Source organism: Mucisphaera sp. (assembly GCF_965279675.1).
In the GTDB taxonomy this organism is placed as follows: Bacteria; Planctomycetota; Phycisphaerae; order Phycisphaerales; family Phycisphaeraceae; genus Mucisphaera.
Genome location: NZ_CBDIIJ010000002.1, coordinates 506,682 through 533,389, shown reverse-complemented (window position 1 = coordinate 533,389; position 26,708 = coordinate 506,682). Strand labels below are relative to the sequence as shown.

Here is a 26,708-nt window from a genome sequence, read left to right as displayed (position 1 = left end):
CCTTATCCCAGCAGGGACAACACGTTCTGAGGCTGACTGTTAGCAATCGAAAGAGACTGCGTCGAAGCCTGAACCAGAATCTGCGACCGCGTCAGCTCAGCCGTCTCAGCCGCAAAATCGGTGTCACGGATCGAACTCTCTGCCGCACTCGTGTTCTCCAGAGCCACACCCAGCGACCGAATCGTCGCACCAATGATGTTCTTCTGGAAAGCACCCAGCCGGCCTCGCAGACTCGAAATCTGAGTGATCGAGTCGTTCGTGATCTTCTGGGCCAGACCCAGGTCACCATCCACCAGGTTCGCCGCTCGCGACGAACCCAGCTCGTCCAGGAACCCGTTGCTGACCGTACCCAGGTTACGGGCCGCCACATTCTGGATACCGACCGACACCTGATTCAGGATGTCCACGTTCGGACCCAGGTTGAACTTCGCGCCGCCACCCGTGATGGTGAACGCATCAATCGCACCAATATTCTGCGTGCCGTCGATGCTCAGCTCGATCTCAACATCCAGGAAGTCGGTATTGATCCGGGCCACGCGACCATCCGAGGTCGCCTGAACACCATTAATGATCGCACCCACATCCTCGCCAGCGTCACGAACCGCATTACTCGATTCGGCCGAAGCAAGCGTCACAAAGCCCGCTGCAATGATCTGGAACTCGTTGTTCGAGTTGAACTGAGCCACACCACCGGCCTGACCGCCGTCGTCTGCAATGTCCAGCGACACAAACTCGTCAGAACCAAATTCGGTGCTCTTGAAGTAAATACCGTTACCCGAAGCCACCGCAGAAACACCCGTGACCGCCTTGAACGTGTTGATGTTCGCAGCCACGCTCGAGTTGGTCGCTCCAGAGGCGAAGGTGAACTCGCGAGAGCCAAGCGAACCGGCCACCTCAAAACGGAACTGAGCCGTGTCCGAAGACAGGTCAAAGGCAGTGCCGCCCAGCGACAGGAACAAACCAGCCCGCTGAGCCGAGTTCGTCACCAGAATCTGAACGTCACGCTGCTCCTCGAACGCCAGCTTCGCCGCGTTCACCTGCAGATCCAGCACCTGGCTGGCCTGGGCGGACACCGTGAAGTCAAACGTACCGTTGAGCAGCTTCGTGCCTTGGAAGCTCGTCGCAGAGGCGATCCGGTCGATCGTCTGCAGAATCGAGTCCACCTGAAGCTGGTTCGCCTCACGCTCTTCACGGCTCAGACCCGCGTCATTCGCCGAAGAGCCCACAAGGCCCTGAACCTCTAGCAGCAGAGCGTTGATCTCTTGGAGACCGCCCTCCGCAATGTTGACCACCTGGTCGGCACGCTCGGCATTGCCGATCGCCGCCGAAATGGCCGCCTTTTCTGAACGAAGATTCTCACTGGCAATCAGGCCAGCGGGGTCGTCGGCACCACGGTTAATCCGCAGACCCGTGCTCAACCGCTCAAGTGAGTTGTTGAGGTTGGTGTTGTTCTGCGTCAAAACGCGTTGCGCCAGCAGCGAGTTAACGTTGGTGTTGATCCGGCTCATCGTTGCTGATCCTCCGTGAACGCCATGCGTGGGTCACGTTGATGCGGTCTGCGGCCTCCAGCCGCGAACTTCCAGGTCTCCGATCCGAGACCGTCGCGTGGTGACGTGAACCGTTCACGCCACCCGACCGGTATTGCACCTACCGGCCCGCTTCCGTGCGGCCCCAAACCGGCTCCAACCGGTCAGGGGGTTCGCCGACGATGCGCTCTCCGTCGGCGGGTGCTCGCATGGTCGGCCCTTAAAATCGGCCGACCCATCCTTGCTTGCCCCAATGATGTCGGGCCTACAAACGGCACAACACCACCCGGGCGTCAACGCAGGTTTATCGGGCCTTCAATCCGCCCAACCCTCAAGGCCGGGCAACCCGTCAAGCTGCGTCCAACAACCCAATCGTCACAACCAACACCCCCCTTAAGCACCACACACACAGAATCTTCAACACCCCCCACAAAGAACCCACAGCTTTCCCGATTCCCCCAGTCACCTCCCCACCCCCACACATCCCAGCACCCCGCGAGCCGGGCCGTGTCGGCCCGGTTGCCTCACCATCAGCGCACAAAAAAAAACCGGGCCACCCCTCAGGGCAGCCCGGCCATCAAAACTCATCTTGTCGAACCCGCCAGCCTTAGAGCAGGGCCAGCACGTTCTGCGGGTTGTTGTTCGCGATCGCCAGCGAGTTCGACGTCGCCTGCACCAGGATCTGCGACCGCGTCAGGTTCGCCGTCTCCTGAGCAAAGTCAGTGTCACGGATGATCGATTCCGCCGCCGTCGTGTTCTCAAGGGTCACACCCAACGCCCGGATCGTCGTCCCGATGACGTTCTTCTGGAATGCACCCAGACGCCCTCGGGTCGTCGAGACCTGCTTGATCGCAGCGTTCACCACTTCCTGAGCCTGGTTCAGGTCGCCGTCCACCAGGTTGTTGGCCTTACCGGCACCCAGTGAGTCCAGATAACCATCCGACACATTACCCAGGTTACGAGCCGCAATGTTACGGATACCGATGCTCACCTGATTGCCAATGTCCACATTCGGACCCAGGTTGAACTTCGCACCACCGCCGGTGATCGTGAAGGCGTTGATCGAGCCCAGCGACGTACCAGAAGACTGGTTCAGCTCCAGCTCAACATCGAGGAACTCATTAGCGATACGGGCCCGCAGACCATCAGAGGTCGCCGCGACACCGTTAATGACCGCACCCACGTCCTGGCCCTCGTCACGCAGGGCGTTGGTCACACTCGCGGCAGCCACGAAGCCGGTCGCCGTGATCTCATTCTGGTCGTTCGAACTCAGACGGGCCACACCACCGGTGATGCCTGCGTCGTCCGTAATATCAATCGAAACAAACTCACGGCTGCCGAACTCAACCGAGTTCAGGAACAGACCCTCAGCCGTACCGTTACCCGAGGCCACCGCCGAAACGCCGGTCACATCGGTGAACGAGTTGATCTGGGCAGCAATATCAGCCGTGGTCGTGCCCGAGCCGAAGCTGAACTCACGCGTGCCCTTGCTGCCGCCAATCTCAAAGCTGAAAGTCGCCGTATCCGAACTCAGGTCCAGAGCCGTCCCGTTGGTTGACAGGAACAACGCCGCGTTCTGAGCCGACTGCGTCACGATGATCTGAACGTCACGGGTGTCACCCTCGTTCAGCTTCGCCGCCTTGATCTCAAAGTCCACAATGTTTGAATCCTGACCGCTGATCGAGAAGTCAAAACTGCCGTTCAGCAGCTTCGTACCCTGGAAGCTCGTCGCCTCCGCAATCCGGTCAATCGTCTGCAGAATCGAGTCCACCTGCAGCTGGTTCGCTTCCTTCTCCTCACGGCTCATCCCGGCGTCGTTCGCCGTCTGACCGATCAGGGACTGAACCTCAAGCAGCATCGTGCTCACTTCTTGAAGACCACCCTCAGCAATATTCACCACCTGGTCGGCACGCTCAGCGTTCGAGATCGCAGCGCTGATGGCCGCCTTCTGCGAACGAAGGTTCTCCGACACGATCAGGCCCGCGGGGTCATCACCACCACGGTTGATCCGCGAACCCGTGCTCAGACGCTCAAGCGTTGTCGTGAGCTGCTGGTTCTGATTCTTCAGAATACGCTGGGCGATCAAAGAACTGACGTTGGTGTTGATTCGACTCATAGCGTGTCTCCCGCTGGTAAATGGGACCTCTCGGCCAACTGCCTGCCAGCTTGTCTTTCTCCGCTCCGCCCCGTTGGCGGATGCTTCTTCGTGCTTTCAACCCACGGCGACGAGCCGCAGAGCCTGTGCTGGCCAAGCCCGGTTGCCTCCTGGCCCCTTACCGCGACCTTCCGCGGTCTCAGCGATCGGCCGGGCCCGATCCGCTCGAGTTCTCAACGCAGTCCTGCCCACACAGGCGTCCGACCCTCCTGGCCGGGGACTCCGTTGAGAGCCGCAATCCCTCGCGGCCTAAGTCGAATCGACCCCCAACACCCACACATTCACCGCCCACACCCACATCCACCCCTCATCCACCCACAGAACGCCATTCAACCCATCCAGCCCCTACAAACCGACACCCAACCCCTCCTACGACCCCCTATCCAGCCAAAACCCACCCCGCAGCCCAGGTCACACCCCCCTAACCCGGTCGCGACGCGACCGGGCTCTACAACAAACGCCGGGTGCCACACCTTGTCCCGAAGGGCAAGGTGTGCCGACCCCCAATAATCAACATTCGTTCGAGCCGTCCGCCGCCACGGGTGCCACCGCCGCCGCACATCGCGTTCCCCTACACCCCAATCAGTCCCAATCACCCCCGCCCCGGCCCACCCAACCGAGCCTCGGCCTGCTCCAACTCCCGCTTCAGATGCCGAACCTTCAGCAGGCTCTTCGCACGCGTCAGCAACTCAACCTTATTGACCGGCTTCGACAGGAAATCGTCCGTCCCGCACTCCACCGCCTTCTCCACATCTCCCACCTCGTGCAGCGCCGTCACCATCATCACCGGGATCGCACGCGTCCGCGGGTCATCCTTGATCTTCCGGCAGACCTCAAACCCCGACATCCGCGGCATCATCACGTCCAATAAAACGAGGTCTGGCAGATCCCCAGACGCCCGCTGCTCCAGCAAGGCCACCGCCTCAATCCCATCCAACGCAGCATCCACCCGGCAGCCAAGCGGCTCCAGATAAGCCTCCAGCAGCTCCACGTTCTGCTGATTGTCATCCACAATCATCACGCGGCAGTTGGAGTAGTCCGGCTCGTCCCGCTCAAGCGTACCTGTCGACAATCCCTGCCCCAGCCCAGCGCCCGTCGATCCATGGCCAGTGGCCAGTTCATGATCCAAAGCAGCACTTGATCCATTTGGCGTCTGCATGAGCCTCTCCAGTTGTTCCTTAAGCCGCACCAGGGCGCTCTCCGGCTCCGCTGCGAGCCGCTTCATCAACCCTTCGAGCCCGGCCAGATCATCCACGTCATGCCAGATCGGGTACTGATTTCGAGCCAGATCCAGCCGTTCCAGGTTCCCCCAGAGCTGCGAAAACACACCTTCGGTACCCCAATCGATGCCATTCCAGAGCGTTTTCGGCGCGTTTTGGGCCAAAAGCGTCCAAAATCCACCATCCTCAGCTGGCCCCACAGCCACCTCAACCCCCTCCAGAAGCTCCCAGAGCCGATTTAAGGCCTCTTCCGGCACATCCGGGCTGTCCACCCCAAAAAAAGCCACCGGCCCCGACCCCGAAGCCTCCCACGCCGCCGTCAGCCGATCCCCCAGATCTCCAGCCGCCTGACCGATCACCTTCCAGCCGATCTCCCGGGCTTCCTCCGCCGTCGCGCGGATCGCCGCGGCCTCCGCCGACTCTGACGAACCCGCCGCCGAGCTATTCGCGGCTTCGGAATAGCCATCCAGAGCCAATATGTGCCGGCCGGGGCAGTGGGATTTGAGCCGATCCAGTACGCAGGTCAGCATGACGCGGTGGACGTCCGCGGCGGCCTCGTCGCCCAGGGTGCTGGCCAGACGGGTTTTGACCCGCCCGGGAACCGGGGGTTTGGCCATCACGATCACTGCGGCATGGTCTGGTGCAGGGGTGCCCGCAAGCATCGAATCATCCTACCCGAGCCCGCCAGTGATTGCATCCGGTTCGGTGTCCTGAGCTTGCCGAAATCGTTGAAGTCGCTATGGTTACTGGGCTCAGACGAGTGCCCTGAAAAGGCCCGCTGAGCCCCGTTCGCCATCCGTGACCCACCCTCGGCCCCGCCGATTTTCGCTCGCTCCAGACCTTCTCGAGGAGAGTGCTGCCCATGAGCCCCGCCGCCGTTGAACCCCTGCTGCCCTGGCAGGACCGCTGGAACATCCCCGAAGCCGAGCAACTGCTCCAGCCCTACAACGAGTTGTCCGGCCAGCTCGCGACCAACATCATGGATGGCGTGCTTGAGCTCGGTCCCGTCGAGCGCACGATCGTCTGGCATGGCGACTCGTGGTTCTGGACGTTTCAGTTCGACCTGCTCGGCGACGAGATCCAGCAGGGGCTCTGTTACCTGGTGCCGAACCCCGAGGCCTTTATGGTCGCCGTTCCGCTGCACCGGGACGTGATCGCGCAGCTGCCGATGCGTCGGCTGAACCGGTACATCCGCGACGTGCTGCGGAGTTCGAAGTGCGCCGTCGACCTGCACTGGGCCATGTGGCGGCCGAGCCTCAAGAGCGAGGGCGAGCACCTGCTCGATCTGATCAAGCGCAAAAAGAAGATTCTGCTCGAGGCCTCGGCGTAAATCGGGCCGACAGCTTGTAGAAACAATGAAAGCGACCGCCAAACAGCGGTCGCTTTTTTTGGATCACTCTTGTTCGGCTCAGTGCTTGGCGCGGATGCGGGCGGACTCGGCGTGGCCGTCGAGGCCTTCGGCTTCGGCCATGTCGGCGATGTGGTTGGCTGTGGTGGGGTCGAGGCCGTTGGGGTAGGCGACGGTGCCGGTGCGTTTGAGGAAGGTGTAGGTGCTGATGCCCGAGGTGAACCGGGCGGTGGTGCCGGTGGGCAGGCAGTGGGAGGGGCCGGCGTAGTAATCGCCTGAGGCGACGGGGGTGTCGCCCAGGAAGATCTCGCCGGCGTGGCGGATGTCCTGCATCATCTGCTGCGGGTTTTCGACGGCGAGGTTGAGGTGCTCGGTGGCGAGCTGGTTGGCGATCTCGACGGCTTCGGCGGGGTTGGCGACGAGGACGGCGCAACTCTCGTCGCGGAGGGAGGCGGTGATGGCCCCGCGTCGCTGGCGCTGGTTGAGCTGGCTGGTGATTTCCCGGGTGATGCTCTCGATGATCCGGGAGGACCAGGAGACGAGGAAGCACTTGCCGGGGTCGTGCTCGGCCTGGGCGATGAGGTCGGCGGCGATGCGTTTGGGGTCGGCGGTGTCGTCGGCGATGGTGACGATTTCGCTGGGTCCGTAGAAGCCGTTGTCGGTGCCGGTGATGCCTGAGACCTGGGCCTTGGCGAGTTGGACGTAGACGTTGCCGGGTCCGGCGATGAGGTCGATGGGTTCGATGGTCTCGGTGCCGTAGGCGAGGGCGGCGACGCCTTGGGCCCCGCCGAGGCGGTAGACCCTGGAGAGGCCGAGCCTTTTGCAGGTGGCGAGGACGATGGGGGAGATGTCGGCGGCGGGCTCGTTGGACTTGCGTGTGGGTGGGGGGTTCATCACGGAGATGGCGTTGGCGGGGACGCCGGCGACGAGGGCGGGGACGGCGAGCATGATGACGGTGGAGAAGAGGACGGCGGTGCCGCCCGGCACGCAGAGGCCGGCGCTATCGACGGGGGTCCAGCGGAGGCCGAGTTCGGCGGCGCCGATGCGGATGGGGTCGGGGGTGTGGGGGAGGATGTGCTGCTGGTAGGTGCGGACGTTGTCGATGGCCTGGTCGATGGCTTCGAGGAGTTGGGGGTTGACCTGGGCGGTGGCGGCGTCGAGTTCTTCTGGGGTGACGATGAGGCGCTTCTGGTTGAAGTCGGGGTCGGTCCATTGGCGCATGTAGTCGACGACGGCGTCGTCGCCTCGTTCCTGGACCTGGCTGAGGATGTCGGCGACGGCCTTGGCGGCCTGCGAGGTGGAGGAGGCGGTGCCGCGGAGTCGGGAGAGGCGGTCTTCGAAGTCGGCTTTGCCCTGTTGCTGGGCGAGGTTGTAGGTGGGGAGCATGGTGGTTCTCGTGGTGTGCCCGGGGTTTGTGGGCGAGATACCACGATAGGCGGGATGGGGGTGGGGTGTTCGAGGCAAGGCTTGGTGGGTTTTAGCGTGGCAGGTTTTGGTGATTGTCCGAAGGCTTGCGCCTTCGGCTCGTGTGCGGGGGTGGGGTGGTTGATGGGGGGGTGTTAGCGGAGTGGTGGTATGGAGCACAGCCGCGGTGACACACCGCGGCTCGATAGGCACTGTGTTTGTTGGGTGTCGGGTGTTTGAGAGCCCGGCCGTGCCACGGCCGGGTTAGGGGAGAGGATGGCTAAGCAGGGCAGGTCGTGAGACGATGTGCGGTCAGATTCGGAGGGAGAGTTGGCCCTGGTTTCTTTGGATGAGGCCTTTGATTTCGAGGCGGGTGAGGGCGGCTTGGAGTTGGCCGATGGGGAGGTCGAGGTGTTCGGCGAGTTGGTCGAGGGTTTTGGGTTGTTGGAGGGCCTGGGCGATGCGTCGGGGTTCGCCTTCGAGGGTGGCGAGGGGGTCGAGTTGGATGGGAGGTTGTGGGGTGGCCGGGTTTGAGGTGGTGTTTGGGGTGCGGCTGGCGAGTATGTGTTCAGGGTTGGTGTGGTGGTTGGTCGGGATGTTTAGGAGGGGGTGTCGGGCGTGCTGGGGTTTGGTGGCTGTGTTTTTGGGGTTGGCCTGGCTGGTTGGGGTGGGGTTGGTCTGGGGTTTGAGGATGGAGTGTTTGGTTTCGGCGAGTTGTTCGAGGACGTCTTCGGGTTGGGTGACAAGGGTGGCCCATTGCTGTCGGATGGCTCGGTGGCATCCGGCGGATTCGGGGCGGTCGATGGGTCCGGGGATGGCCATGAGGTCGCGGCCGTGTTCTTCGACGCAGAGGCGTGCGGTGATGAGTGCTCCGCTTCGCTCGCCGGCTTCGACGACGAGGGTGGCGAGGCTGAGGCCGGAGATGATGCGGTTGCGTCGGGGGAAGTTTTCGGCGGCGGGTGGGGTGAGGAGGGGGAGTTCGCTGATCATGGCGGAGTTGCCGGCGGCGATGATCTGTTGGAAGAGTTGGTGGTGGGCGTCGGGGTAGGGGTTGGCGAGTCCGGAGCCGATGACGGCGAGGGTGCGGCCGTTGGTTTGGAGGGCGGCGCGGTGGGCGACGCCATCGATCCCGAGGGCCCCGCCTGAGACGATGGTGAGGCCGAGGGTGGCGCATCGTGAGGCGAAGCGTTGGGCCTGGGCGCGGCCATAGGCGGTGGCCTGACGGGATCCGACGATGGCGAGCGCGAGTCGGTCGGCGGGGTCGAGGTGGCCCTGGACCCAGAGAAGGGGCGGGGCGTCGGGGATGTCGCCGAGGAGGGCGGGGTAGTCGTCGGTGTTGTGTCGGATCAGGCGGACGTTGGCGTCGTGGCAGCGGTTCCGTTCCTGATCGGGGAGGTTGTCGGCGAGGACTTTGTCGAGGGCTCGGCGGATTTTCTGGGCGCCGGTGGGCGAGATGCCGTTGATCTGGGCGAGGGTTTGCGGGGCAGCGTCGAGGGCGGCGGCGGCGGAGCCGTGTTGTTCGAGGAGCTTGGCGATGCGGCGGACGCCGAGGCCTCGGGTGAGTTGGAGGGCGAGGAGGGCGCGGGTTTCGTGGTCGTCGGTGGTTGGTGGGGGGGTGGGGTTGAGCACGGGGATATGGTAAAGTGTTTATTAAAAATTGTCATGCGGGGTTTGGGTTGGGTTCGTGTACTTTTTGAGGTTTTGGGTTGGTGTTGGGGTGGCGGGGGTTTGAGAGCTCGGTCGCGTCGCACCGGGTTGGGGAGGATGGGTGACCGGGGCCGCGTCGCGGCCCGGGTCGGAGGGTTGCACCCCCGACTTCCGTCGAGGCTCGTGAATGGGGTTGTGGGGCGGAGGGTTAGTGTCGGTAGCGGTTGAGGGTATGGAGGACTTGCTGGTGGACTTCGAGGGGTTGGCTGACCATGGGCCAGGCGGTTTCTTCGAAGGCGGAGCCGGAGGTGGCGAAGGTGAGGGTTCCGAGGGCGAAGAGTCGTTCGCGTAGGGAGAAGATGAGTCGGGTGTGCTGGATTTTTTCGAGGCGGGTTTGGAAGACGTAGACGCGGATGACGCCTGAGAGCGTGATGATGCGTTGGTCGGTGAGGATGTAGACACGTGAGAGCCATTCGAAGAAGGCCCAGAAGAGGGTCATGCCGATGGTGGCGATGGCGAGGAGGAGGAGGTCGCGGGGTCGGATGGGGTTGTTGAACTGCTGGTTGGTGAGGTAGGCGGCGGTGGTGATGGCGAGGATGGCGGCGAGGGTGCTGAGCCGGTTGAGGAGGATGAACCAGAGGCTGGGTTTGAGGAAGAGGATGATGATCTCGCCGGCCTGGAGGAGTTCGGCGGGGATCATGGCGGCGAAGCGGGGGTCGATATCTTCGGCGGAGCTGGCGGTTTCGGCGTGGTGCGGCCGGCTGAGTCGGGGTTTGGCGGGTTTGTGGGGGGCTGGGGTGTGCATCGTTGGCCGGGTGCGGGAGGGGGGTTGTCAGTGGCTGCTGGTGGTGGCGGGCTGGGTGAGGCGTTCGATGACTTCGGGTCGGGGGATGGCGATCATGGGGAGGTTGCGGTAGTAGCCGGCGAGGTCGAGTCCGTAGCCGACGACGAAGCGGTCGGGGATGTCGAAGCCGACGTACTCGGCGGGGACGGTGTTGGCGGCGGGGGTGGGTTTGCGGAGGAGGACGCAGGTTTTGAGGGAGTCGGGGTTGAGGTCTCGTAGCTGCTGCTGGGCCATGGTGAGGGTTTGCCCGCTATCGAGGATGTCATCGACGAGGACGACGTGGCGACCGGAGAGGTCGTCGGGTAGGGAGGTGAGTCCGCGGTCGAGGTGGGCCTGGCCGGGGGTGGTGGCTCCTCGGTAGGAGGAGATGGCGACGGTCTGGAGTCGGAGCATGGTGGGGATGCGTCGGATGAGGTCGGCGACGAAGACCACGGCCCCGGTCATGATGGGTACGAGGGTGAGTTCGGCGGGCTGGCCGTTTTCGTTGGGGAGGTCGGCGACCAGCTGGGCGGCGATGTCGTCGAGCCGTTTGGCGATCTGGTCTTCGGTGATGAGGATGGTTTCGAGGTCGGTCTGCATGGGCAGAGTGTACGGGATCGGGGGCGGGGCCTTGACGGGCCGGTGGGGGGTGGGAGAATGGTGCGATGATGATGCTCAGATCATGGCGAACTTCGTTCGCGCCGGCGAGAGGCGCGGTTTTTGCGCTTCTGGCTGGGTTGGTTGTGCTGGTGGGGGTGCTGCCTGGGTGCAATCGTGACAGCAACCCGAACGTGTTGCCGGTGGCGGTGCCGGTGGAGGCTTTTCGGGGTCCGACGTGGTTGCGGGGGACGGTGGGGAGCATGGCGACGCTGCGGAACGGCGAGCCGTTGTTGGTTTCTGGGTATGCGTTGGCGGTGAACCTGGAGAACGAGAGCGGTTCTTCGGAGGTGCCGGCGTTCATCCGTGGGTTCTTGGTGAACGAGATGCGCAAGCGTCGGGTGCCGAACCCGGAGCAGGTGCTGTTTGATACGAGCACGGCGGTGGTGGCGGTGGAAGGTTTGATTCCGGCTGGCGCGGCGGATGGGGATCGTTTTGATCTGATGGTGACGGCGATCGATCGTCAGACGGTGAGTCTGGAGGGCGGCGACGTGTGGTCGACGCAGCTGTCGCCTGGCCCGCTGGACGCGAGTTTGCGGTTTATTCAGCCGGCGGCGGAGGGTGGCGGGGCGGTGTTTGTGGATCCTTCGGCGGGCGAGGTGGCGGAGGGGGAGATTGATCCGAGGCGTCAGGCGCTGGTGGTGGCGGGTGGGCGTGTGACTGAGGAGCGGGTGCTGGAACTGGTTTTGAATCAGCCGAGCTGGCAGCGGAGTCGGTTGCTGGCGGATCGTATCAACGAGCGTTTTCCGAAGGCGCCCCGTGATCGGTTCGAGACGGCTCGGCCGCTGACCGATGTGCTGGTTCGTTTGCGGGTGCCGTCTTACTGGCGTTCGCGGCCGAATGTTTTTTTAGATCAGGTGATGGTGCTGTTTACGCAGCGGTCGCCTGGGTTTGACACGTCGATGACGCTGAGTCTGGCGGAGCGGTTGGTGCGTTCGCCTGAGGACCGTGATGTGGTGGTGTCGGCGTGGCAGGCGTTGGGGCGGGGGATTCTGCCGGCGCTTCGTGATGTGTATGAGCACGAGGTGGCGGAGGTTCGGCTGGCTGCGTTGGAGGCGGGTGCGGGTCTGGATGATGGGCGTGCGGCGCGTTTGCTGACGGCGATGATCGATGAGGCGGATGATCTGACACGGCTTCGGATTGCGAGTGCGTTGTCGCTGTTGCCTGACAATCTGGAGGCTGCACGGGGGTTGCGGCGGCTGCTGGATGACGAGAGCGAGCTGGTGCGCATCGCGGCTTACGAGGCGATGGCGATGTCGGGTGATCCGGTGCTGGATCGGATCCCGGTGTTTGGTGAGCGTGGGTTGAAGATGGTGATCGATCAGATACCGGCATCGCGGCCGATGATCTACGTGACGTTTGCGAGGGTTCCGCGGCTGGTGTTTTTCGGGGCGCCGATCGGGGTGGAGCCGGACGTGCTGGCGCGGGCGTGGAATGGTCGGTTGATGGTTCGGACGGTGGCGGGTTCGCCGATGTCGGTTTTCTATCAGAGTCGTGAGCGGGGCACGCGGCGGCTGGAGTTACGGCCGAATCTGACGGAGCTGGCTTATGTGCTGGCTCATCGGCCGACGAACGAGCAGCCTGAGGAGGGGTTTGATCTGTCTTACGGTCAGACGGTGGATGCGATTTACGAGCTTCGCGAGGCGGCGGGGTTGGATGCGGCTTTTCGGATGCGGCCGAGCCCGCTTAGCGAGTTGATTGAGTCGATGCGTCCGCAGCAGGAGGCGGTGGGTCGTCCGCGGACGGCGGCGCGTGGGGAGGGGGCATCGGGGATACTGGACGAGGGACGGGTGGCGGGACGATGATGTGTTTATGTCGGCGGAGCCGGCAGCGATTTTGGGCGTGGGCCGGATGCGGCTTGTGCCGGGCCTTTTCAGGCCGAGACATGGAGGTCTGTTGATGAGGCTGCAGAAGGTCACGCTGGCTGGTTTCAAGTCGTTTGCGGATCGGACGGAGATTCGGTTTGATCAGCCGATGGTGGGGGTTGTGGGGCCGAATGGGTGCGGGAAGTCGAACATTGTTGATGCGATCAAGTGGGTGCTGGGGGAGCAGTCGGCGAAGAGCCTGCGTGGCGGGGCGATGCTGGATGTGATTTTCAATGGGGCGGCGGGTCGGAAGCCATCGGGGATGGCGAGTGTGACGCTGACGTTTGAGAATCCGTATCGGGAATTGGGGGAGGCGGAGCGTGAGGAGTTGGCGTTGCTGCGGGCGGTGGAGGCCTCGGCGGAGGCCGAGTCGATGGATGGGGTTGAGGGTCGCGAGGATGCCGAGGCGGAGGGAGCGGATGGTGCTGCCAGCGATGTGGGGGCTGATCGCGCAGAAGAGGTGGAGGTGGGTCCGCGGCGGTGGTTGGGGATTGATACGGAGGTCGTGGATGTGACGCGACAGCTCTATCGGGATGGGACGAGTGAGTATCTGGTGAACAAGAAGCGGGTGCGTCTGCGTGATGTGCGTGAGTTGTTCATGGATACGGGTGTGGGGACGGATGCGTACTCGGTGATCGAGCAGGGCAAGGTGGCGCGGATGCTCGATGCGAATGCGAGTGAGCGTCGGCTGATTTTTGAGGAGGCGGCGGGGATCTCGCGTTTCAAGGCTCGTCGGAAGGAGGCATCGCGGCGGCTGGAGCGGGCGGAGCAGAATCTGGCTTTGTGTCGAACGCGTCTGGAGGAAACGGAGCGTCGTCTTCGGAGCGTGAAGATGCAGGCGGCGCGGGCGCGGAGTTATCAGGGTCTGAAGGCGGAGCTGGATCGGTTGCAGCGTCGGGAGGTGTTGTGCCGGTTCCATGAGCTTCGGGCGGAGCTTGAGGCGGTGCGTGAGCGGGTGGCGGCGGCGGAGGTGGAGCGTCGTCGGGCGGGGGCTGCGCTGGCTGAGACGGAGCAGGTGGTTTCGGATGCGGAGGTGGATCGGGATGCGACGCGTAGCGCTGCGGAGGCGAAGGAGCGTGAGCGGATGGCGGCGGCTTCGGCGGCGAAGCAGGCGCAGGAGCGGGCGAGTTATGCGGAGCGTGCGGCGGAGGGGCTGGTGGGTCGGATCGATGAGGAGCGTGAGCGGCTCAAGGGTTTTGAGCAGGGTCGGGCGGAGGTGCTGGAGCAGATTGAGGCGTCTCGGGGTGCGCTGACGGCGGCGCGGGACGAGTACGAAGGGTTGTCCGGTCGGGCGGAGGCGGCGGACCGTGCGCGGGGTGAGGCGCGGGAGAAGCTGCAGGCGCATCGGGCGGGTCTGGATCGGGCGAAGGCTGAGATTCATGAGCTCTTGCGTGGGGTGTCGCGGCGGGAGAACGAGATCGGCTCTCATGAGCGGTTTGCGGCGAGTCTCGGTCAGTCGATTGAGAAGCTGCGGTCGAAGGAGGCGGATCATCGGGGTCGTCGGTCGGAGCTGGAGCAGCGGCTGGGCGGTCAGCGGAAGGATCTGTCGGAGGCGGAGGGTGAGCGGGCGTCGGTTCGGCAGCTGCTGGCCGGTCTGGAGGCGGACGCGGAGCGGTTTGGTCGGGATATTGCGGGGTTGACCGAGGCGGTGGCGGAGAAGCGTGAGCGGCGGTCGTCGCTGGCTTCGCGTCGCGGGGTGTTGGAGGAGATGCGTGATCGTCGGGAGGGGATTGGTCAGGCGGTGCAGGGGGTGCTGGGTCGTGCGAAGGAGGGGGCGACGGTTCTGGATGCGGGGGTGGTGGGGATTCTGGCTGATCTGATCTCGACGGATCGCCGGTATGCGAAGGCGGTGGATGCGGCGTTGGGTGAGTTGGGTGAGGCGGTGGTGCTGGATCGTGCGCCGGCGACGGCGTCAACGCATGCGGATTGGGCGTGGCTGGGAGCGCTGGAGGGGTCGGTGACGCTGGTTAGTGGTGCGGTGGATGGGGCGAGTTATGGGGAGGGTTCGCCTGGCTTGTGTCTGGCTGATCTGGTGGAGGCGCCGGAGGCGGTGCGTCCGGCGATTCGTCGGCTGCTGGGTCGGACGGTGCTGGTGGAGGATCTCGAGCGGGGCGAGTTGGTGCGTGTGGTGGCGGGCGAGGGCGTTCGTATCGTGACGCCTGACGGTTTGCTGCTTGAGGCGGATGGTTCGTTGAAGCTGGGTCCGGCGGGTCGGGAGGCGGGGCTGGGTCTGCTTGAGCGGAAGACGGAGCTGGCGGAGTTGGTGGAGCAGACGGAGGCGCTGGAGGCTGAGATCGAGGCGGACACGGCGGCTTTGAAGGAGGCTTCGGAGCAGGCGAGTGCGCTGGCGCGTTCTTCGGGTGAGGCGCGGGAGCGGGTGTACGGCCTGGATGCTCGGATCGAGAAGCTGGGTGGTCAGATCGAGGCGGAGGAGCGTCGTCTGGCGGAGCTGGATCAGGAGCTGCCGCGACTGGTTTCGGAGCGGGAGGGTTTGGAGTCGCAGGTGGCGGGGGTTGAGCAGGAGGTGGCGGCGGCTCGTGAGGATCTGGCGCAGCTTCGGGAGAAGGTGCGTGCGGCGGAGGGGGCGTTGGATACGGCGTCGGCGGCGTTGGCGCCGTTGGAGAAGGCGGTGGAGGAGGCTCAGGTGGCGGCGCGGTCGCTTCATGTGGAAGCGGAGCGTGTGAAGGAGCGGATCAAGTCGACGGAGCGATCGCTTCGGGGTGCGGAGCAGCGGGCGGCGGAGCTTGAGCGTGAGGCGTCGCTGACGGGTGATCGTTTGCGGGGTCATGAGGGTCGTTTGGCGGAGGCGCGTCGTGAGGCGGAGCGTTCGCTGGCGTTGTCGAAGGAGCAGGCGGAGGCGGCGTCGTCGATGGAGACGGCGGTGGCTGAGGCGCGGGAGGCGGCTGTTGCGGCGGAGCAGCGGGTGACTGAGGTGAAGGCGGGCGTGGCGGAGCTGCGGTCGGCGGTGGAGGCGGCGGACAAGGGTCTTCATGCGGAGGAGGTTTCGCAGCGTGAGGCCGAGGTGAAGCTGGAGGCGCTGGTGACGCGGGGGCGTGAGCAGCTTGAGCTTGATGTGGAGCTGGCGCACGCGGATGCGGTTCGTCGGGTGATGGCGGGCGCGTCGCCCTGGCCAGCGGAGGAGGATGCGGAGGCAGCGGAGGCTTCCGAGGGGTCTGTTGAGGCCGAGGCGCCGTTGACGGTGGAGGCTGCGTTCTCGCTGGACCGTCCGGTGGTGGAGGGTCGGATCCATGAGCTGAAAGAGCGGATCATGCGGCTGGGGAATGTGAATCTCGAGGCGATTCACGAGCTGGAGCAGCTTGAAGGCCGTCACGATGAGCTGGCGGATCAGGTGAAGGACATCGAGTCGGCTCGTCAGCAGCTGGAATCGCTGATTGAGCGGATCAACGTGGATTCGCGGGTTCGGTTTGAGAAGACGTTCGACACGATCCGGGCGCATTTTGCGGGCCAGGATGGGATGTTCCGGAAGCTGTTTGGCGGTGGTAAGGCGGACCTGTTCCTGGTGCCTGATGAGAACGGTGAGATCGATGTGCTGGATTCGGGCATCGAGATTATGGCCAAGCCCCCCGGAAAGGAGCCAAGGGCGCTCACGCAGCTTTCGGGTGGTGAGAAGACAATGACGGCGGTGGCGCTGTTGATGGCGATTTTCAAGACGCGGCCGTCGCCTTACGCGATTCTGGACGAAGTGGATGCGGCGCTCGACGAGGCGAACGTGGAGCGATTCACGAATGTGGTGAAGGGCTTTTTGGATCGGTCGCACTTCATAGTGATCACGCACCACAAGCGGACGATGCGTGCGTGTGATGCGTTGTACGGCATCACGATGCAGGAACGCGGGGTGAGTAAGCGGGTGGCGGTGACGTTTGATCAGGTGGGTTCGGATGGTGAGATTTCGTCGAAGGCTGTGGCCGAGGCGGAGGTCGCGGAGCGCGCGGCGGCTGAGGTAGCGGCGGTTGAGACGGATGAGGTGGTGGTGGAGGTTCCTGTGGAGCGCGAAGCGGCTCCGGTGGAGCGTGTGCGTCCGGTGATGCCCGGCGGGTCGCGGTTGCGGGAGCGGCTGGCGGCGGCGTTGAAGGAGGAGGGGGCAGAGAAGTAGGGGGGCTGGGTTGCGTGTGTTTGAGAGCCCGGCCGCGTCGCGACAGGGTTATGGGGTTTGATGACCGGGTTATGGGGTGGCTTGGGGTGGTCGATGTTGAGGGTGGGGTGGCGTGTGGGGCTGGTTGTGGGATGATGGGTGGTCTCGGGCTGCTTGATGGTGGTCGGGGATGGATGTTTTTTCAGGAGTTGATTGATGCAGCCTCTTCCGAATCGTTACATGCAGGTGCCGGCGGGGGTGAACCCGCCTGACAAGATCAACGCGATCGTCGAGATTCCGAAGGGGCGTCGTTCGAAGTTCGAGATCGATAAGACGACGGGGATCATCAAGCTGGATCGGTACTTGTATTCGTCGGCACACTACCCGGGCGACTATGGGATCATCCCGCAGACGTTGGCTGAGGATGGCGACCCGTTGGATATTCTGGTGATGGTGAACGAGCCGACGTTCGCGGGGTGTCTGATTGAGGCGCGGCCGTTGGGGTTGTTCAAGATGACGGACAAGGGTGACAACGACTACAAGGTGCTGGCGGTTCCGGACACGGACCCGATTTTTGCGGAGTACAACGGGTTGTGGCGGGTCCCGCCTCACTATCTGCGTGAGGTGGAGCACTTTTTTGCGACGTACAAGCAGCTTGAGGGTGGCGAGGTGAAGACGCTGGGCTGGGAGGGTGAGGACAAGGCACGGGAGGAGATTCTGTCGTGCATCGAGCGTTACAAGCAGGCGGTGCCTGCTGAGAAGCGAGTGAGTTACGAGGCTGAAGACGACGTGGAGACGATGGCGGCTGAGGGTCTCACGGATTCCTAATCGAGGGGTGGGTGTGCGAGTCTGTTGATCGGGGCGTACCTTGTGGCGGATGTCGCGAGGTTTGCGTTTTGATTGGAGGCTTGTGATGAAGCGGTTGCTGCCGTTGGTGCTGTTGTCAGTGGTTGTGGTGGGGGCGTGGTCGGCGGTGGTGATGGCGCAGACGGCGGTGGCTCGGGGGGTGGTGTTTGAGGATGTGAATGGGGATGGGGTTCGTCAGGCCAATGAGCCGGGGGTGGGGGGCGTGGCGGTGTCGGACGGGGACCGGGTGGTGCAGACGGATGCGGCGGGTCGGTATGAACTGCGGATTGATGCGGAGGATGCGATTGTTTTTGTGGTGAAGCCGGCGGGGTATCAGGTAGCGATGGATCACCTGAATCTGCAGCGTGGGTATTACATTCACAAGCCGGCTGGTTCGCCTGACGAGGGTTTTCAGTTTGAGGGTGTGGATCCGACGGGTCTGTTGCCGGCGTCGATTGATTTTCCGCTGACTCGGATTGAGGAGTCGGAGACGTTTACGGCGATCGCTTTTGGTGATCCTCAGCCCTACAACCTGGAGGAGATTGCGTTGTTTCGCCGGGAGGTGGTGGACCCATTGACGGATGAGCACGGGAACACGGTGGGGGCATCACTGGGTATCAGTCTGGGTGATCTGGTGGGTGACAATCTGCATCTGTTTGAGCCGCTAAACGAGGCGCAGGCTTTGTTCGGGGTGCCCTGGTACAACGTGCTCGGGAATCACGACATGAATTTCATGTCGGGTGGGACGGAGGCGACGGCGGGCGATCCGGACAGGTATTCGGATGAGACGTATGAGCGGGTGTATGGGCCGTTGACCTATGCGTTTCAGGTGGGTCGGGTGCATTTCATTATTCTGGATAACGTGAAATACAAGGGTTTTTCGGGGTATCAGGAGGGTGAGAACCCGGACTGGCTGCCGGGGTTGCGGACGCCTAAGACCGGGAATTACGAGGGGCATTTCCGGTCGGATCAGCTGCGGTTTATTGAGAATTATCTGGGGTTTGTGCCGCGGGAGGATCTGGTGGTGCTGGCGTTTCATATTCCGATTGGTTTCCGGGATGGCGAGCCTGGGATTGCGGAGACGCCAAGGTTGCTTCGGATTTTGTCGGGTCATCCGAACACGCTCAGCATCTCGGGTCATACGCATTTTCAGCGGCATTGGCTGATGGGTGAGGAGGAGGGGTATCGGCCGAGCGAGGAGGTGTCGGCGCTGAATCAGCATGTGCTGCATGACCCGGAGCGGTTTGCGCGGGCGCCTCACCATCATGGGAATCTGGTGACGGTGTCGGGGTCGTGGTATCGGGGTGAGCCGGATGAGGAGGGGGTTCCGCATGCGACGATGCGGGATGGAGCTCCGAATGGGTATACGCTTCTGCACTTTGACGGGAACCGGTATCGGACGGAGTTTCGGGCGGCTCGGCGGGCGGCTCATCATCAGATGACGCTGGCGGTGGGAGCGGGCGAGGGTGGTGAGCGTGTGCTGACTGCGAATGTGTTCAATGGTGCGGAGGGCGATCGTGTGGAGGCGCGGGTGCTGGCTGGGGCTGGGATTGAGGCGACGCCTATCGGCTGGTGGGTGATGGATTACTCGGCGGAGCCGGATCCGATGTACGAGGCTTTATCGAAGCGGGAGAACGAGCGGCCGGATCGGTTTCGGGGAGGGCGGGCGTCGCCTGGGGCGAGGGTGAGCTGGCATTTGTGGAAGACCGAACTGCCTGCGGGCTTGCCGGCGGGGACGCATGTGGTGGAGGTGCGTCACACGGATCTGTACGGGCACGTGCATGTGGATCGGTTCAGTTTTCGGGTGGAGTGAGGGGGTAGCCTGAAGTGTGATTCTCGGACGCTGGGTTTGGGGTGTTGAACGGTTTGATTGTAGCGGTCTGAATTTAGTGCGTAGGGCTGACGATTGATTCTGTGGCAACGGCTTGCTGCAGGAGAGATTGAGGATGTCGGGTTCGTCGTTATGGGTGGCAGGTGGGATGGTTTGGCTGCTTCTAGTGGCTACGGGTTGGGCTGCGTTGAATGGTTACATGTCGGAGGCGGGGGATGTGGGGGTGGTGCCCGGGGTTTGGCCGGTGGGGGTGGTTGAGGGGTTGGATGATGGGGGGTTGCGGACGCTGGTGTTTCTGCATCCGCACTGTCCTTGTTCGGTGGCGACGCTGGCGACGGTGAAGGAGGTTTGGGGTGAGGAGGGGGCTGGGGCGCTGGTGATTGTGGTGGTTGATCTGGGGGAGGGTGATCCGGGGTGGCGGGGTACCGGTCTGGTGCGTGATGCGCTTGGGGTGGATGGGGCGGAGGTTGTGTTTGATGAGGGGGCCGAGATCGCTCGGCGGTTTGGGGCGCTGACGAGCGGGCATGTGTTGGTTTATGACGGGGCGGGGGCGTTGGTTTTTAGTGGTGGGGTGACGCCTTGGCGGGGGCATGTGGGTCCGAGCGGGGGGAAGCGGTCGCTGCGGTTGTTGATGGCGGGGGCCGGGGATGGGACTGCGGAGGTGACGGAGGTTGGGGCGTCGGCTGAGGTTTATGGGTGCCCGCTATGTCCGGGGTCGTCGGGCGTGGGTGGGGTTGACTGATCACGTTTTACAGGAGTGTTTTTGATGAGCACTGTGGGTGTTGATGTGGCTGATGGTTTCCGGTCGGTTCCTGAGCGGGTGGCGGGGGCGCTGGTGGATCAGCGGGAGCGGAGCAATCGGTTGTTCTCCTGGCTGCTGCTGGCGCAGTGGTTTGTGATGATCGCGGTGGCGTTGGTGATTTCGCCGGCGACGTGGATTGGGGCGCAGTCGGAAACGCATGTGCATGTGTGGGCGGCGCTGGGTTTGGGTGGGCTGATCTGTCTGCCGGTGGCTGCGTTGGCTCGGTGGCGGAGTCGGTCTTTTCGGACGGCGTTGCTGGTGGGGGTGTGTCAGGGGTTGGCGGGGGCGCTGCTGATTCATCTGGGGGGTGGTCGGATCGAGTGGCACTTCCATGTGTTTGTGTCGCTGGCGATTTTGAGTATCTATCGTGACCCGTTTGTGCTGCTGGCGATCACGCTGGTGGTGGCGGGGGATCACTTTTTGCGGGGGATGTTCTGGCCGGGGTCGATTTATGGGGATCCGACGGCGAGCACGCTGCTTTGGATTGAGCATGCGGTGTGGGTGGTGATTGAGGTGGGGGTGTTGCTTTATGGGATTGCGATTCAGCGGACGGAGATGAAGGTGATTGCGGAGCGTGAGTTGGAATTGGAGGTGAAGGAGGATCGGACCCGTCGTTCGGTGGCCTCGGTGCTGAAGGACCTTGAGTACGTGGAACGGGAACAGGACCTAGCGTATGAGGTGAATGATCGGCTCGACGATCCGGCGACGGCGAAGCTAGCTGGTGGTGTCGGCGGGTTTGTGAAGACGCTTCGATCGGTGATTCAGGAGGTTCGCGGTTCGTCGGATTCGACGGCGGCGGCGACGACGGAGATTTCTGCGAGTACCGAGGAGTTGACGCGTGGTGTGGGTGAGTTGCTGGAGCGTGCGGAGCGTTTGAGCGAGGAGGCCCGGCAGGCTCGGGATACGGCGTCGAAGGGTGGTGAGGTGGTGTCGGAGACGATTGAGGGGATCGATCAGATCAATGATCGGGTGAGGGAGGGCTCAGAGAGTGTGGGGCAGCTGAGTGAGCGGAGTGCTCAGATTATTGGGGTGACGCAGGTGATTCAGGAGATTGCGGAGCAGACGAATCTGTTGGCGCTCAATGCGGCGATTGAGGCGGCGCGTGCGGGTGAGCATGGTCGTGGGTTTGCGGTGGTGGCGGATGAGGTTCGGAAGCTGGCGGATCGGACGGCGACGGCGACGGATGAGATTGAGCAGCTGGTGCAGTCGATCAAGGCTGATACGGATCGGTCGGTGGATCGGATGCGGGCTTCGCGGGAGGCGGCGGAGCTGAATGCTCAGAAGAGTGGTGAGGCCGCGCAGATGCTGGCGCAGATCGTGGATGGTTCGAATCGGCTGGCGGAGGATGTGACGCGGATGACGGCGACTTTGCGGGAGTTTGAGTCGAGCAGTGTGCAGGTGAATTCGGCACTGGATGACCTGACGCATCAGGCGACGGGTCTGAACGGGCTGGTGGGGCGGTTCAAGGCTTAGATCTCATTGGTATTGACTCTGGATGTATGAAAGCCGGCTCGCCTAGGTGGCGAGCCGGCTGCGTTATGGGTTATGTGTGCGGGTTATGCGTCAGGCGGTTGCCTTTCGGCGGCGGAGCATGAGGGCTCCGAGGCCGAGGAGTGCGGCTGAGGCGGGTTCGGGGATGACGATTTCGCCGATGGCCTCGATGGCGTTGATGTCGATGTAGGCGAGGCCGTCATCGGGTACGCCGATGATCTGGAGGTTGTTGAGGGCGTAGTTGTGGTCCCAGGTGTGGCCGCCGTGCTCGAGGTAGGTGGCGAAGCCGGTGCCGTCGAGGACGAAGAGTTCCGAGCCGGTGGCGTAGAAGCCGTCGGGGTCGAAGGGGTCGACGATCTGGCGGATGGAGAAGATGATCGCGTCGATGTTGGCGTTGGTGTCTTCGGTGCGATCGAAGGTGTCGATGTCGCCGACGATGTCGCGGACCATGAGGGCGTCGAGGTTGATGGCTTCGACGCCTGGGAAGTTAGGGGTGTTGCTGGCGGAGGCGGTGCTGGGGACGGGGCCGAGCAGTGACTGGACGGCGTTGACGATCAGGTTGTGATTGATGTAGGGGGTTGAGGTGTTGGTTCCCTGGTTGTAGCTCCAGACGGAGACGTTGCCGGTGGTGATATCGACGTCGAGCGAGTATTTGTCGGCATCTCCGGTGACGGCGGGTTCGGGTCCCCAGACTTCGACGGCGTCGACGTCTTTGGGCGCGGGCATGTTGTTGACGGTGGGCGCGGGCGTCCAGAGTCGCTGGGTGCTGGGCGGGGCGAAGGCGCCGGCTTCCTCGACGGAGATGTCGCCTGAGCCGCCGATGGTGTTGCCGTTGGAGAGCAGCACGGGGCCGGAGGCTGGGATCAGGGGGACGGTTGAGGGTTGTTCGAGGATGCCCAGGGGCGGTCCGCCTGCGGCTGGGACGTAGCGGGCGACGGTATCGTCGATGGAGAAGATGAGGTGGGCGCGATCGGGGAAGGTCCGGTCGGCTGAGTTGTAGAGTTGGCGGAAGAGGGCGTCGTTGTGATTGGCGGTGGCGTCGACTTGTTGTTCACGTGGGAAATTGGGTCCTCGTGAGGCGGTGTAGTCGAGGCCATCGGCGGTGCCGCCTATGCCGTCCCAGGCGATGATCTGTTCGGGGTCGGCGAGCCCTCCTGCGCCGAGGGTGTTGGTGTCGATATCGGAGGAGTATTCCTTGCCGAAGACGAGGTTGGGGGTGATGACCCCAGCGCCGATGCCGGGTGCGGCGTTGGGCGGGATGACGACGGGGGTGTAGGGGGTGGTCGCGAGGGTGGTTAGTGCGGTGGTGCCGAGTGCGAGTGCTGCGATGAGGGTTGTGGTGTTGCGTTGCATGGTGCGTCTCCTTCTCTGTCGGGGCATGAGATAGCTTTGTTCGGCGGGGTGCCCCTCTCCCGTCGACGGGGTTTGACGCCGGTGTCTTCGTGCCGGCTGGTTGAAACTGTTTTACGCGGAGTGTGTGCGGATCCTGCGAACGATTGTTCGGCTGGACCTCTCGATCGGTTTGTGGATAAGTGCGTAAGCGCAGTTTGAGGCCGGGCTAGCGCGAGCAGATAGGGATGGGTTCTTAGGTAAAGAACCCAATGAAAAAAGCGGATCAAGGTTGCTGGTGTTTAGAAGTGGTTGCGGATGACGACTTCGTCGAGGGGGAGTTGTCCGGGCTTGGGCCAGGCGGGTTTGGTGGCTTTGCCGATGGGCAGGAGCATTCCGATGACGTGGTTGTCGGGGAGGTTGATGAGCTTGGCGACTTTGTCGGGGTCGAAGCCGATCATGGGGCAGGAGTCGTAGCCGATGGCTTTGGCGGCGAGCATGAGGGTGGTGGCGGCGATACCAGCTGAGCGCATGGCTTCGTCGCGTTGGAGTTGAGGGTTGTCTTTGTAGAAGGGTTTGATCATGGGGACGAGGATGTCCTGGGCTTCTTTGGGTGCGTTCTTCCAGTATCGCTCGGGGTCGTGATCCCAGGCGTGGAGGTCGGCGGCGACGATGACGAGGATGGAGGCTTCGGAGACCTGGGCCTGTCCCCAGGAGGCCTCTCGGATTTTGAGTCGGAGTTCGGGGTCGCGGACGACGATGAAGCGCCAATTCTGGATGTTGAAGGAGGTGGGGCTTTGGATGGCGGCTTCGAAGAGCTTGAGTTCTTCGGCGTCGGTCATGTCGTGGTTGGGGTCGAAGTGCTTGACGGCGCGGCGTTGGTAGATGGCTTCGAAGGTGTCCATGGTGTCTCCTTGGGAAGGTTAAGCATAGGGCGGGGGCGGGGGTGTTGTTGGTGGCCGGATCACGGCCTGGAAGGGGCGTGGCACCCGGATTTATGGGGTACCCGGGCCGACACGGCCCGGCTCACTGGGGTTTGTTTCTGGCGCGTGTTTTGTTGGTGGGGCCCGGTCGCCTCGCGAGTGGGCTATGGGGTGGCTTCGGCGGTTTGGGGTGTGGCGAGGTTGAAGGTGGAGAAGCCTTCATCGGTGGCGATGAGGAGTGAATCGGGTTGGGTGTTGTCGTTGGCGGGGAGGATGTAGAAGCCGCCGCCATGGGTTGGGCCCGGGATCCATCCGCGGTAGACGATTTCGCCGGTTTCGAAGTTGAAGATGGAGAGGAGTCGGGTGGAGTTGTTGTCGGCGACGGCGGCGTCGACTTCGGGTGTGTGTCGGGCGAGCTCGCCTGAGCGTCGAGCGTCTTCGTAGTCGGCGAGGAAGGCGACGTGGAGGGTGTCGTCGTTGGCGAGTTCGGCGAAGCGGACGGTAAAGACGGGCATGTTCTTGCCGGCGGGCGCGAGGTCGGCTGACCAGGCGGGGCTTGGGCGGTTGTTGAAGGCGATGAGTTGCATGCGGAGGAGGCTGCCGTCGAGGTCGGTTTCTGCGGTAACTGCGGCGACGGCGATGCTCTGGTTGTGTCCGGTGATGGCGAAGTCGGTGGGGTTGGCGTCGATGGGCAGTTCGAGGGGGAGGTTGCTGACGCGGGTGCCTTCGGGTGTTTGGCCGACGAGAACGAGTTCGTTGTTGTCGCCAAAGAGGGCGAGGATTTTTCCGGCGCTGGGGTGTTCGAACCATGTGCCCGGGAGGGGGGCTTCGAACCAGGAGGCCTGGCCGTCGTAGATGGTGGCGGTTTTGACGAGTTTGTCGGTGTTGACGGGTTCGAGGATCTGGGTGCGGGCTTTGGCTGCGTTGGTGGGCTCGGGCTGATTGGGCTGGACGAGTGACTGTCCGGCGAGGAGGGCGTCGATCTCGCGGGCGTACTTGGCGGGGCTGTTGGGTCCGAAGCCGACGTGGACGGCCTGGACGATGCCTTCGCGATCGATGAAGACGGTTTGGGGGATGCCGGAGATGCGGTAGGGTCGGCTGGTTCGGCGTCGTTCATCGAGGACGAAGTCGAAGGTGAGGTTTTTCTGATCGATGAATCGTTGGGCGGTGGCGCGGTCTTCGCCGAGGTTGACGCCGATGATGCGGACGCCTTGGTCGGCGTAGCGTTCGTGGAGTTTCTGGAGTTCGGGCATGGCGGCGACGCAGGGTGGGCACCAAGTGGCCCAGAAGTCGAGGACAACGATCTCGCCTTTGAGTTGGTTGAGTCGGAGGGGTTCGCCATCCATGTTGGGGAGGGTGAAGGGGGGTGCCTGGCGGCCGAGGAGCGGGTGGTTGGCTTCCTGGGCGGCGGCGGGGAGGGCGGTGAGGAGGATAAGGGCGAGGGAGCAGAGGAGGGCGAGGGGGCGGGTCATGGAGTGGCTCCGGTGGGGAGGTTTCTTGTTGTTGAGGGATATCGTATCCGTAGAACCTTGGTTTTCTGAAGCGTATTCCGTGGGATTTCGCGGTTTACATGACTCAGAGCTGTGTCAGTTCAAGAGGGTTTGGGGGTTGGAGGCCGTTAGGCCGTGGGCTTCGGCGACAGGGGTGCAGGTGAGTTTTCCCTGGGTGGTGTTGATGCCGTCCCAGAGTTCGTGTCGTTGTTCGCAGGCGGCGGCGACGCCTTTGTCGGCGAGTAGGAGGGTCCAGGGCCGGGTGGCGTTGGAGAGGGCTTCGGTGGAGGTTCTGGCGTAGGCGCCGGGCATGTTGGCGACACAGTAGTGGACGATGCCTTCTTCGAGGTAGACGGGGTCCTGGTGGGTGGTGGGTCTGGTGGTTTCGCAGCAGCCGCCCTGGTCGACGGCGATATCGACGACGACGGAGCCGGGTTTCATGAGTTTGAGGTGGTGTCGTCGGATGAGTTTGGGGGCGGCGGCACCGGGGACGAGGACGGCGCCGATGACGAGGTCGGTGTCGGGGAGGAGTTCGGCGATGTGTTCGGGGGTGGAGTAGAGGGTTCGGACTTTGGGGAGGGCGATGTCGAGGTAGCGGAGTCTTTCGGTGTTGACGTCGAGGATGGTGACTTCGGCTCCGAGTCCGAGTGCGATTTTGGCGGCGTTGAGTCCTGCGGTTCCGCCGCCTATGACCATGACTTTGCCGGCGGGTACGCCTGGGACGCCGGGGAGCAGGACACCTGATCCGGTGTGGTGTTTGGCGAGCATGGCTGCGCCGTAGATGGCGGACATGCGTCCGGCGACCTCGGACATGGGCTCGAGCATCGGGAGTTTGCCGTTGACGGCGACGGTTTCGTAGGCGATGGCGGTGCAGCCGGTGGCGATGAGTGACTCGGTGAGTTTTTTGTCGGCGGCGAGGTGGAGGTAGGTGAAGAGGATGTGGTCGGGGCGGAGTCGTTGGAGCTCGGGGGGTTGGGGCTCTTTGACCTTGATGATCATGTGGGCGTGGTGGAAGACGGCATCGGCATCGGGGAGGATGGTGGCGCCGGCCTGTTGGTAGTCTTCGTCGAAGAAGCCGCAGCCGGCTCCGGCGTTGTGTTCGACGACGACTTCGTGTCCTCGGCGGACGAGTTCGGCGACGGTCATGGGGACGGTGGAGACGCGGTTTTCCTGGGGTTTTATTTCCTTGGGGATTCCGATACGCATGGCAGGCCTCCTGGATTCATGGGAAACTACGCGGAGCGTACCACCGGGTGAA

18 protein-coding genes are annotated in these 26,708 nt (G+C 63.4%); 7 read left to right on the top strand and 11 right to left on the bottom strand.

Annotated elements, in window-relative coordinates; genetic code table 11:
* Nucleotides 1-2 precede the first annotated feature (2 nt).
* The 3 genes from ACQZAB_RS02355 to ACQZAB_RS02345 all read right to left on the bottom strand — a co-directional run bounded on the left by ACQZAB_RS02355 (nucleotide 3) and on the right by ACQZAB_RS02345 (nucleotide 5,563).
* A complete protein-coding gene (locus tag ACQZAB_RS02355; protein ID WP_428386749.1) occupies nucleotides 3-1,508 on the bottom strand; it encodes a flagellin in 1,506 nt (501 codons plus the stop codon).
* A 625-nt stretch (nucleotides 1,509-2,133) separates the two neighbouring features.
* Nucleotides 2,134-3,642, bottom strand: a complete 1,509-nt coding sequence (locus ACQZAB_RS02350; RefSeq protein WP_428386747.1) for a flagellin — start codon at nucleotides 3,640-3,642, stop codon at nucleotides 2,134-2,136.
* Between the two features lie 631 nt (nucleotides 3,643-4,273).
* A complete protein-coding gene (locus tag ACQZAB_RS02345) occupies nucleotides 4,274-5,563 on the bottom strand; it encodes a DUF2064 domain-containing protein (protein ID WP_428386745.1) in 1,290 nt (429 codons plus the stop codon).
* A gap of 200 nt (nucleotides 5,564-5,763) precedes the next feature.
* Here ACQZAB_RS02345 and ACQZAB_RS02340 point away from each other — a divergent pair, with 200 nt between their 5' ends.
* Complete coding sequence (locus ACQZAB_RS02340; RefSeq protein WP_428386743.1) at nucleotides 5,764-6,231, top strand: hypothetical protein; 468 nt, start codon at nucleotides 5,764-5,766, stop codon at nucleotides 6,229-6,231.
* 78 nt (nucleotides 6,232-6,309) lie between these two features.
* On the opposite strand, the gene hisD is transcribed toward ACQZAB_RS02340, so the two are convergent.
* From hisD to ACQZAB_RS02320, 4 genes are all read right to left on the bottom strand, one after another.
* Nucleotides 6,310-7,635: a histidinol dehydrogenase gene (gene hisD / locus ACQZAB_RS02335; protein WP_428386741.1), complete on the bottom strand. Its 1,326-nt coding sequence runs from the start codon at nucleotides 7,633-7,635 to the stop codon at nucleotides 6,310-6,312.
* Nucleotides 7,636-7,965: 330 nt separating this feature from the next.
* Nucleotides 7,966-9,282 carry a DNA-processing protein DprA gene (dprA, locus tag ACQZAB_RS02330; protein WP_428386739.1) on the bottom strand — a complete coding sequence of 439 codons (1,317 nt, stop codon included), beginning with the start codon at nucleotides 9,280-9,282 and terminating at the stop codon, nucleotides 7,966-7,968.
* Between the two features lie 226 nt (nucleotides 9,283-9,508).
* The gene (locus ACQZAB_RS02325) at nucleotides 9,509-10,105 is read right to left on the bottom strand and encodes a PH domain-containing protein (protein WP_428386737.1); all 597 of its coding nucleotides are present in this window, start codon (nucleotides 10,103-10,105) and stop codon (nucleotides 9,509-9,511) included.
* Between the two features lie 27 nt (nucleotides 10,106-10,132).
* Nucleotides 10,133-10,723, bottom strand: coding sequence for a phosphoribosyltransferase (locus ACQZAB_RS02320; RefSeq protein WP_428386735.1), 591 nt, complete (start codon nucleotides 10,721-10,723; stop codon nucleotides 10,133-10,135).
* A 65-nt stretch (nucleotides 10,724-10,788) separates the two neighbouring features.
* Between ACQZAB_RS02320 and ACQZAB_RS02315 the strand changes: the two genes are divergently transcribed.
* From ACQZAB_RS02315 to ACQZAB_RS02290, 6 genes are all read left to right on the top strand, one after another.
* Nucleotides 10,789-12,585: a flagellar basal body P-ring protein FlgI gene (locus tag ACQZAB_RS02315; protein ID WP_428386733.1), complete on the top strand. Its 1,797-nt coding sequence runs from the start codon at nucleotides 10,789-10,791 to the stop codon at nucleotides 12,583-12,585.
* Nucleotides 12,586-12,679: 94 nt separating this feature from the next.
* Complete coding sequence (smc, locus tag ACQZAB_RS02310) at nucleotides 12,680-16,759, top strand: chromosome segregation protein SMC (RefSeq protein WP_428386731.1); 4,080 nt, start codon at nucleotides 12,680-12,682, stop codon at nucleotides 16,757-16,759.
* A gap of 195 nt (nucleotides 16,760-16,954) precedes the next feature.
* Nucleotides 16,955-17,566, top strand: coding sequence for an inorganic diphosphatase (locus ACQZAB_RS02305; RefSeq protein WP_428386729.1), 612 nt, complete (start codon nucleotides 16,955-16,957; stop codon nucleotides 17,564-17,566).
* Between the two features lie 85 nt (nucleotides 17,567-17,651).
* Complete coding sequence (locus tag ACQZAB_RS02300) at nucleotides 17,652-19,397, top strand: calcineurin-like phosphoesterase C-terminal domain-containing protein (RefSeq protein ID WP_428386728.1); 1,746 nt, start codon at nucleotides 17,652-17,654, stop codon at nucleotides 19,395-19,397.
* Between the two features lie 133 nt (nucleotides 19,398-19,530).
* On the top strand, nucleotides 19,531-20,157 hold the full coding sequence (locus tag ACQZAB_RS02295) for a hypothetical protein (protein WP_428386726.1): 627 nt from the start codon (nucleotides 19,531-19,533) through the stop codon (nucleotides 20,155-20,157).
* 24 nt (nucleotides 20,158-20,181) lie between these two features.
* Nucleotides 20,182-21,690 (top strand): methyl-accepting chemotaxis protein, encoded by a 1,509-nt coding sequence (locus ACQZAB_RS02290; protein WP_428386724.1) that lies wholly within the window; start codon nucleotides 20,182-20,184, stop codon nucleotides 21,688-21,690.
* 90 nt (nucleotides 21,691-21,780) lie between these two features.
* Here ACQZAB_RS02290 and ACQZAB_RS02285 read toward each other — a convergent pair whose 3' ends face one another.
* From ACQZAB_RS02285 to ald, 4 genes are all read right to left on the bottom strand, one after another.
* The gene (locus ACQZAB_RS02285) at nucleotides 21,781-23,061 is read right to left on the bottom strand and encodes a PEP-CTERM sorting domain-containing protein (protein ID WP_428386723.1); all 1,281 of its coding nucleotides are present in this window, start codon (nucleotides 23,059-23,061) and stop codon (nucleotides 21,781-21,783) included.
* A 278-nt stretch (nucleotides 23,062-23,339) separates the two neighbouring features.
* A complete protein-coding gene (locus ACQZAB_RS02280) occupies nucleotides 23,340-23,942 on the bottom strand; it encodes a nitroreductase family protein (protein WP_428386721.1) in 603 nt (200 codons plus the stop codon).
* Between the two features lie 182 nt (nucleotides 23,943-24,124).
* Complete coding sequence (locus tag ACQZAB_RS02275; protein WP_428386719.1) at nucleotides 24,125-25,432, bottom strand: TlpA family protein disulfide reductase; 1,308 nt, start codon at nucleotides 25,430-25,432, stop codon at nucleotides 24,125-24,127.
* 114 nt (nucleotides 25,433-25,546) lie between these two features.
* Nucleotides 25,547-26,656, bottom strand: a complete 1,110-nt coding sequence (gene ald / locus ACQZAB_RS02270) for an alanine dehydrogenase (RefSeq protein ID WP_428386718.1) — start codon at nucleotides 26,654-26,656, stop codon at nucleotides 25,547-25,549.
* Nucleotides 26,657-26,708 lie beyond the last annotated feature (52 nt).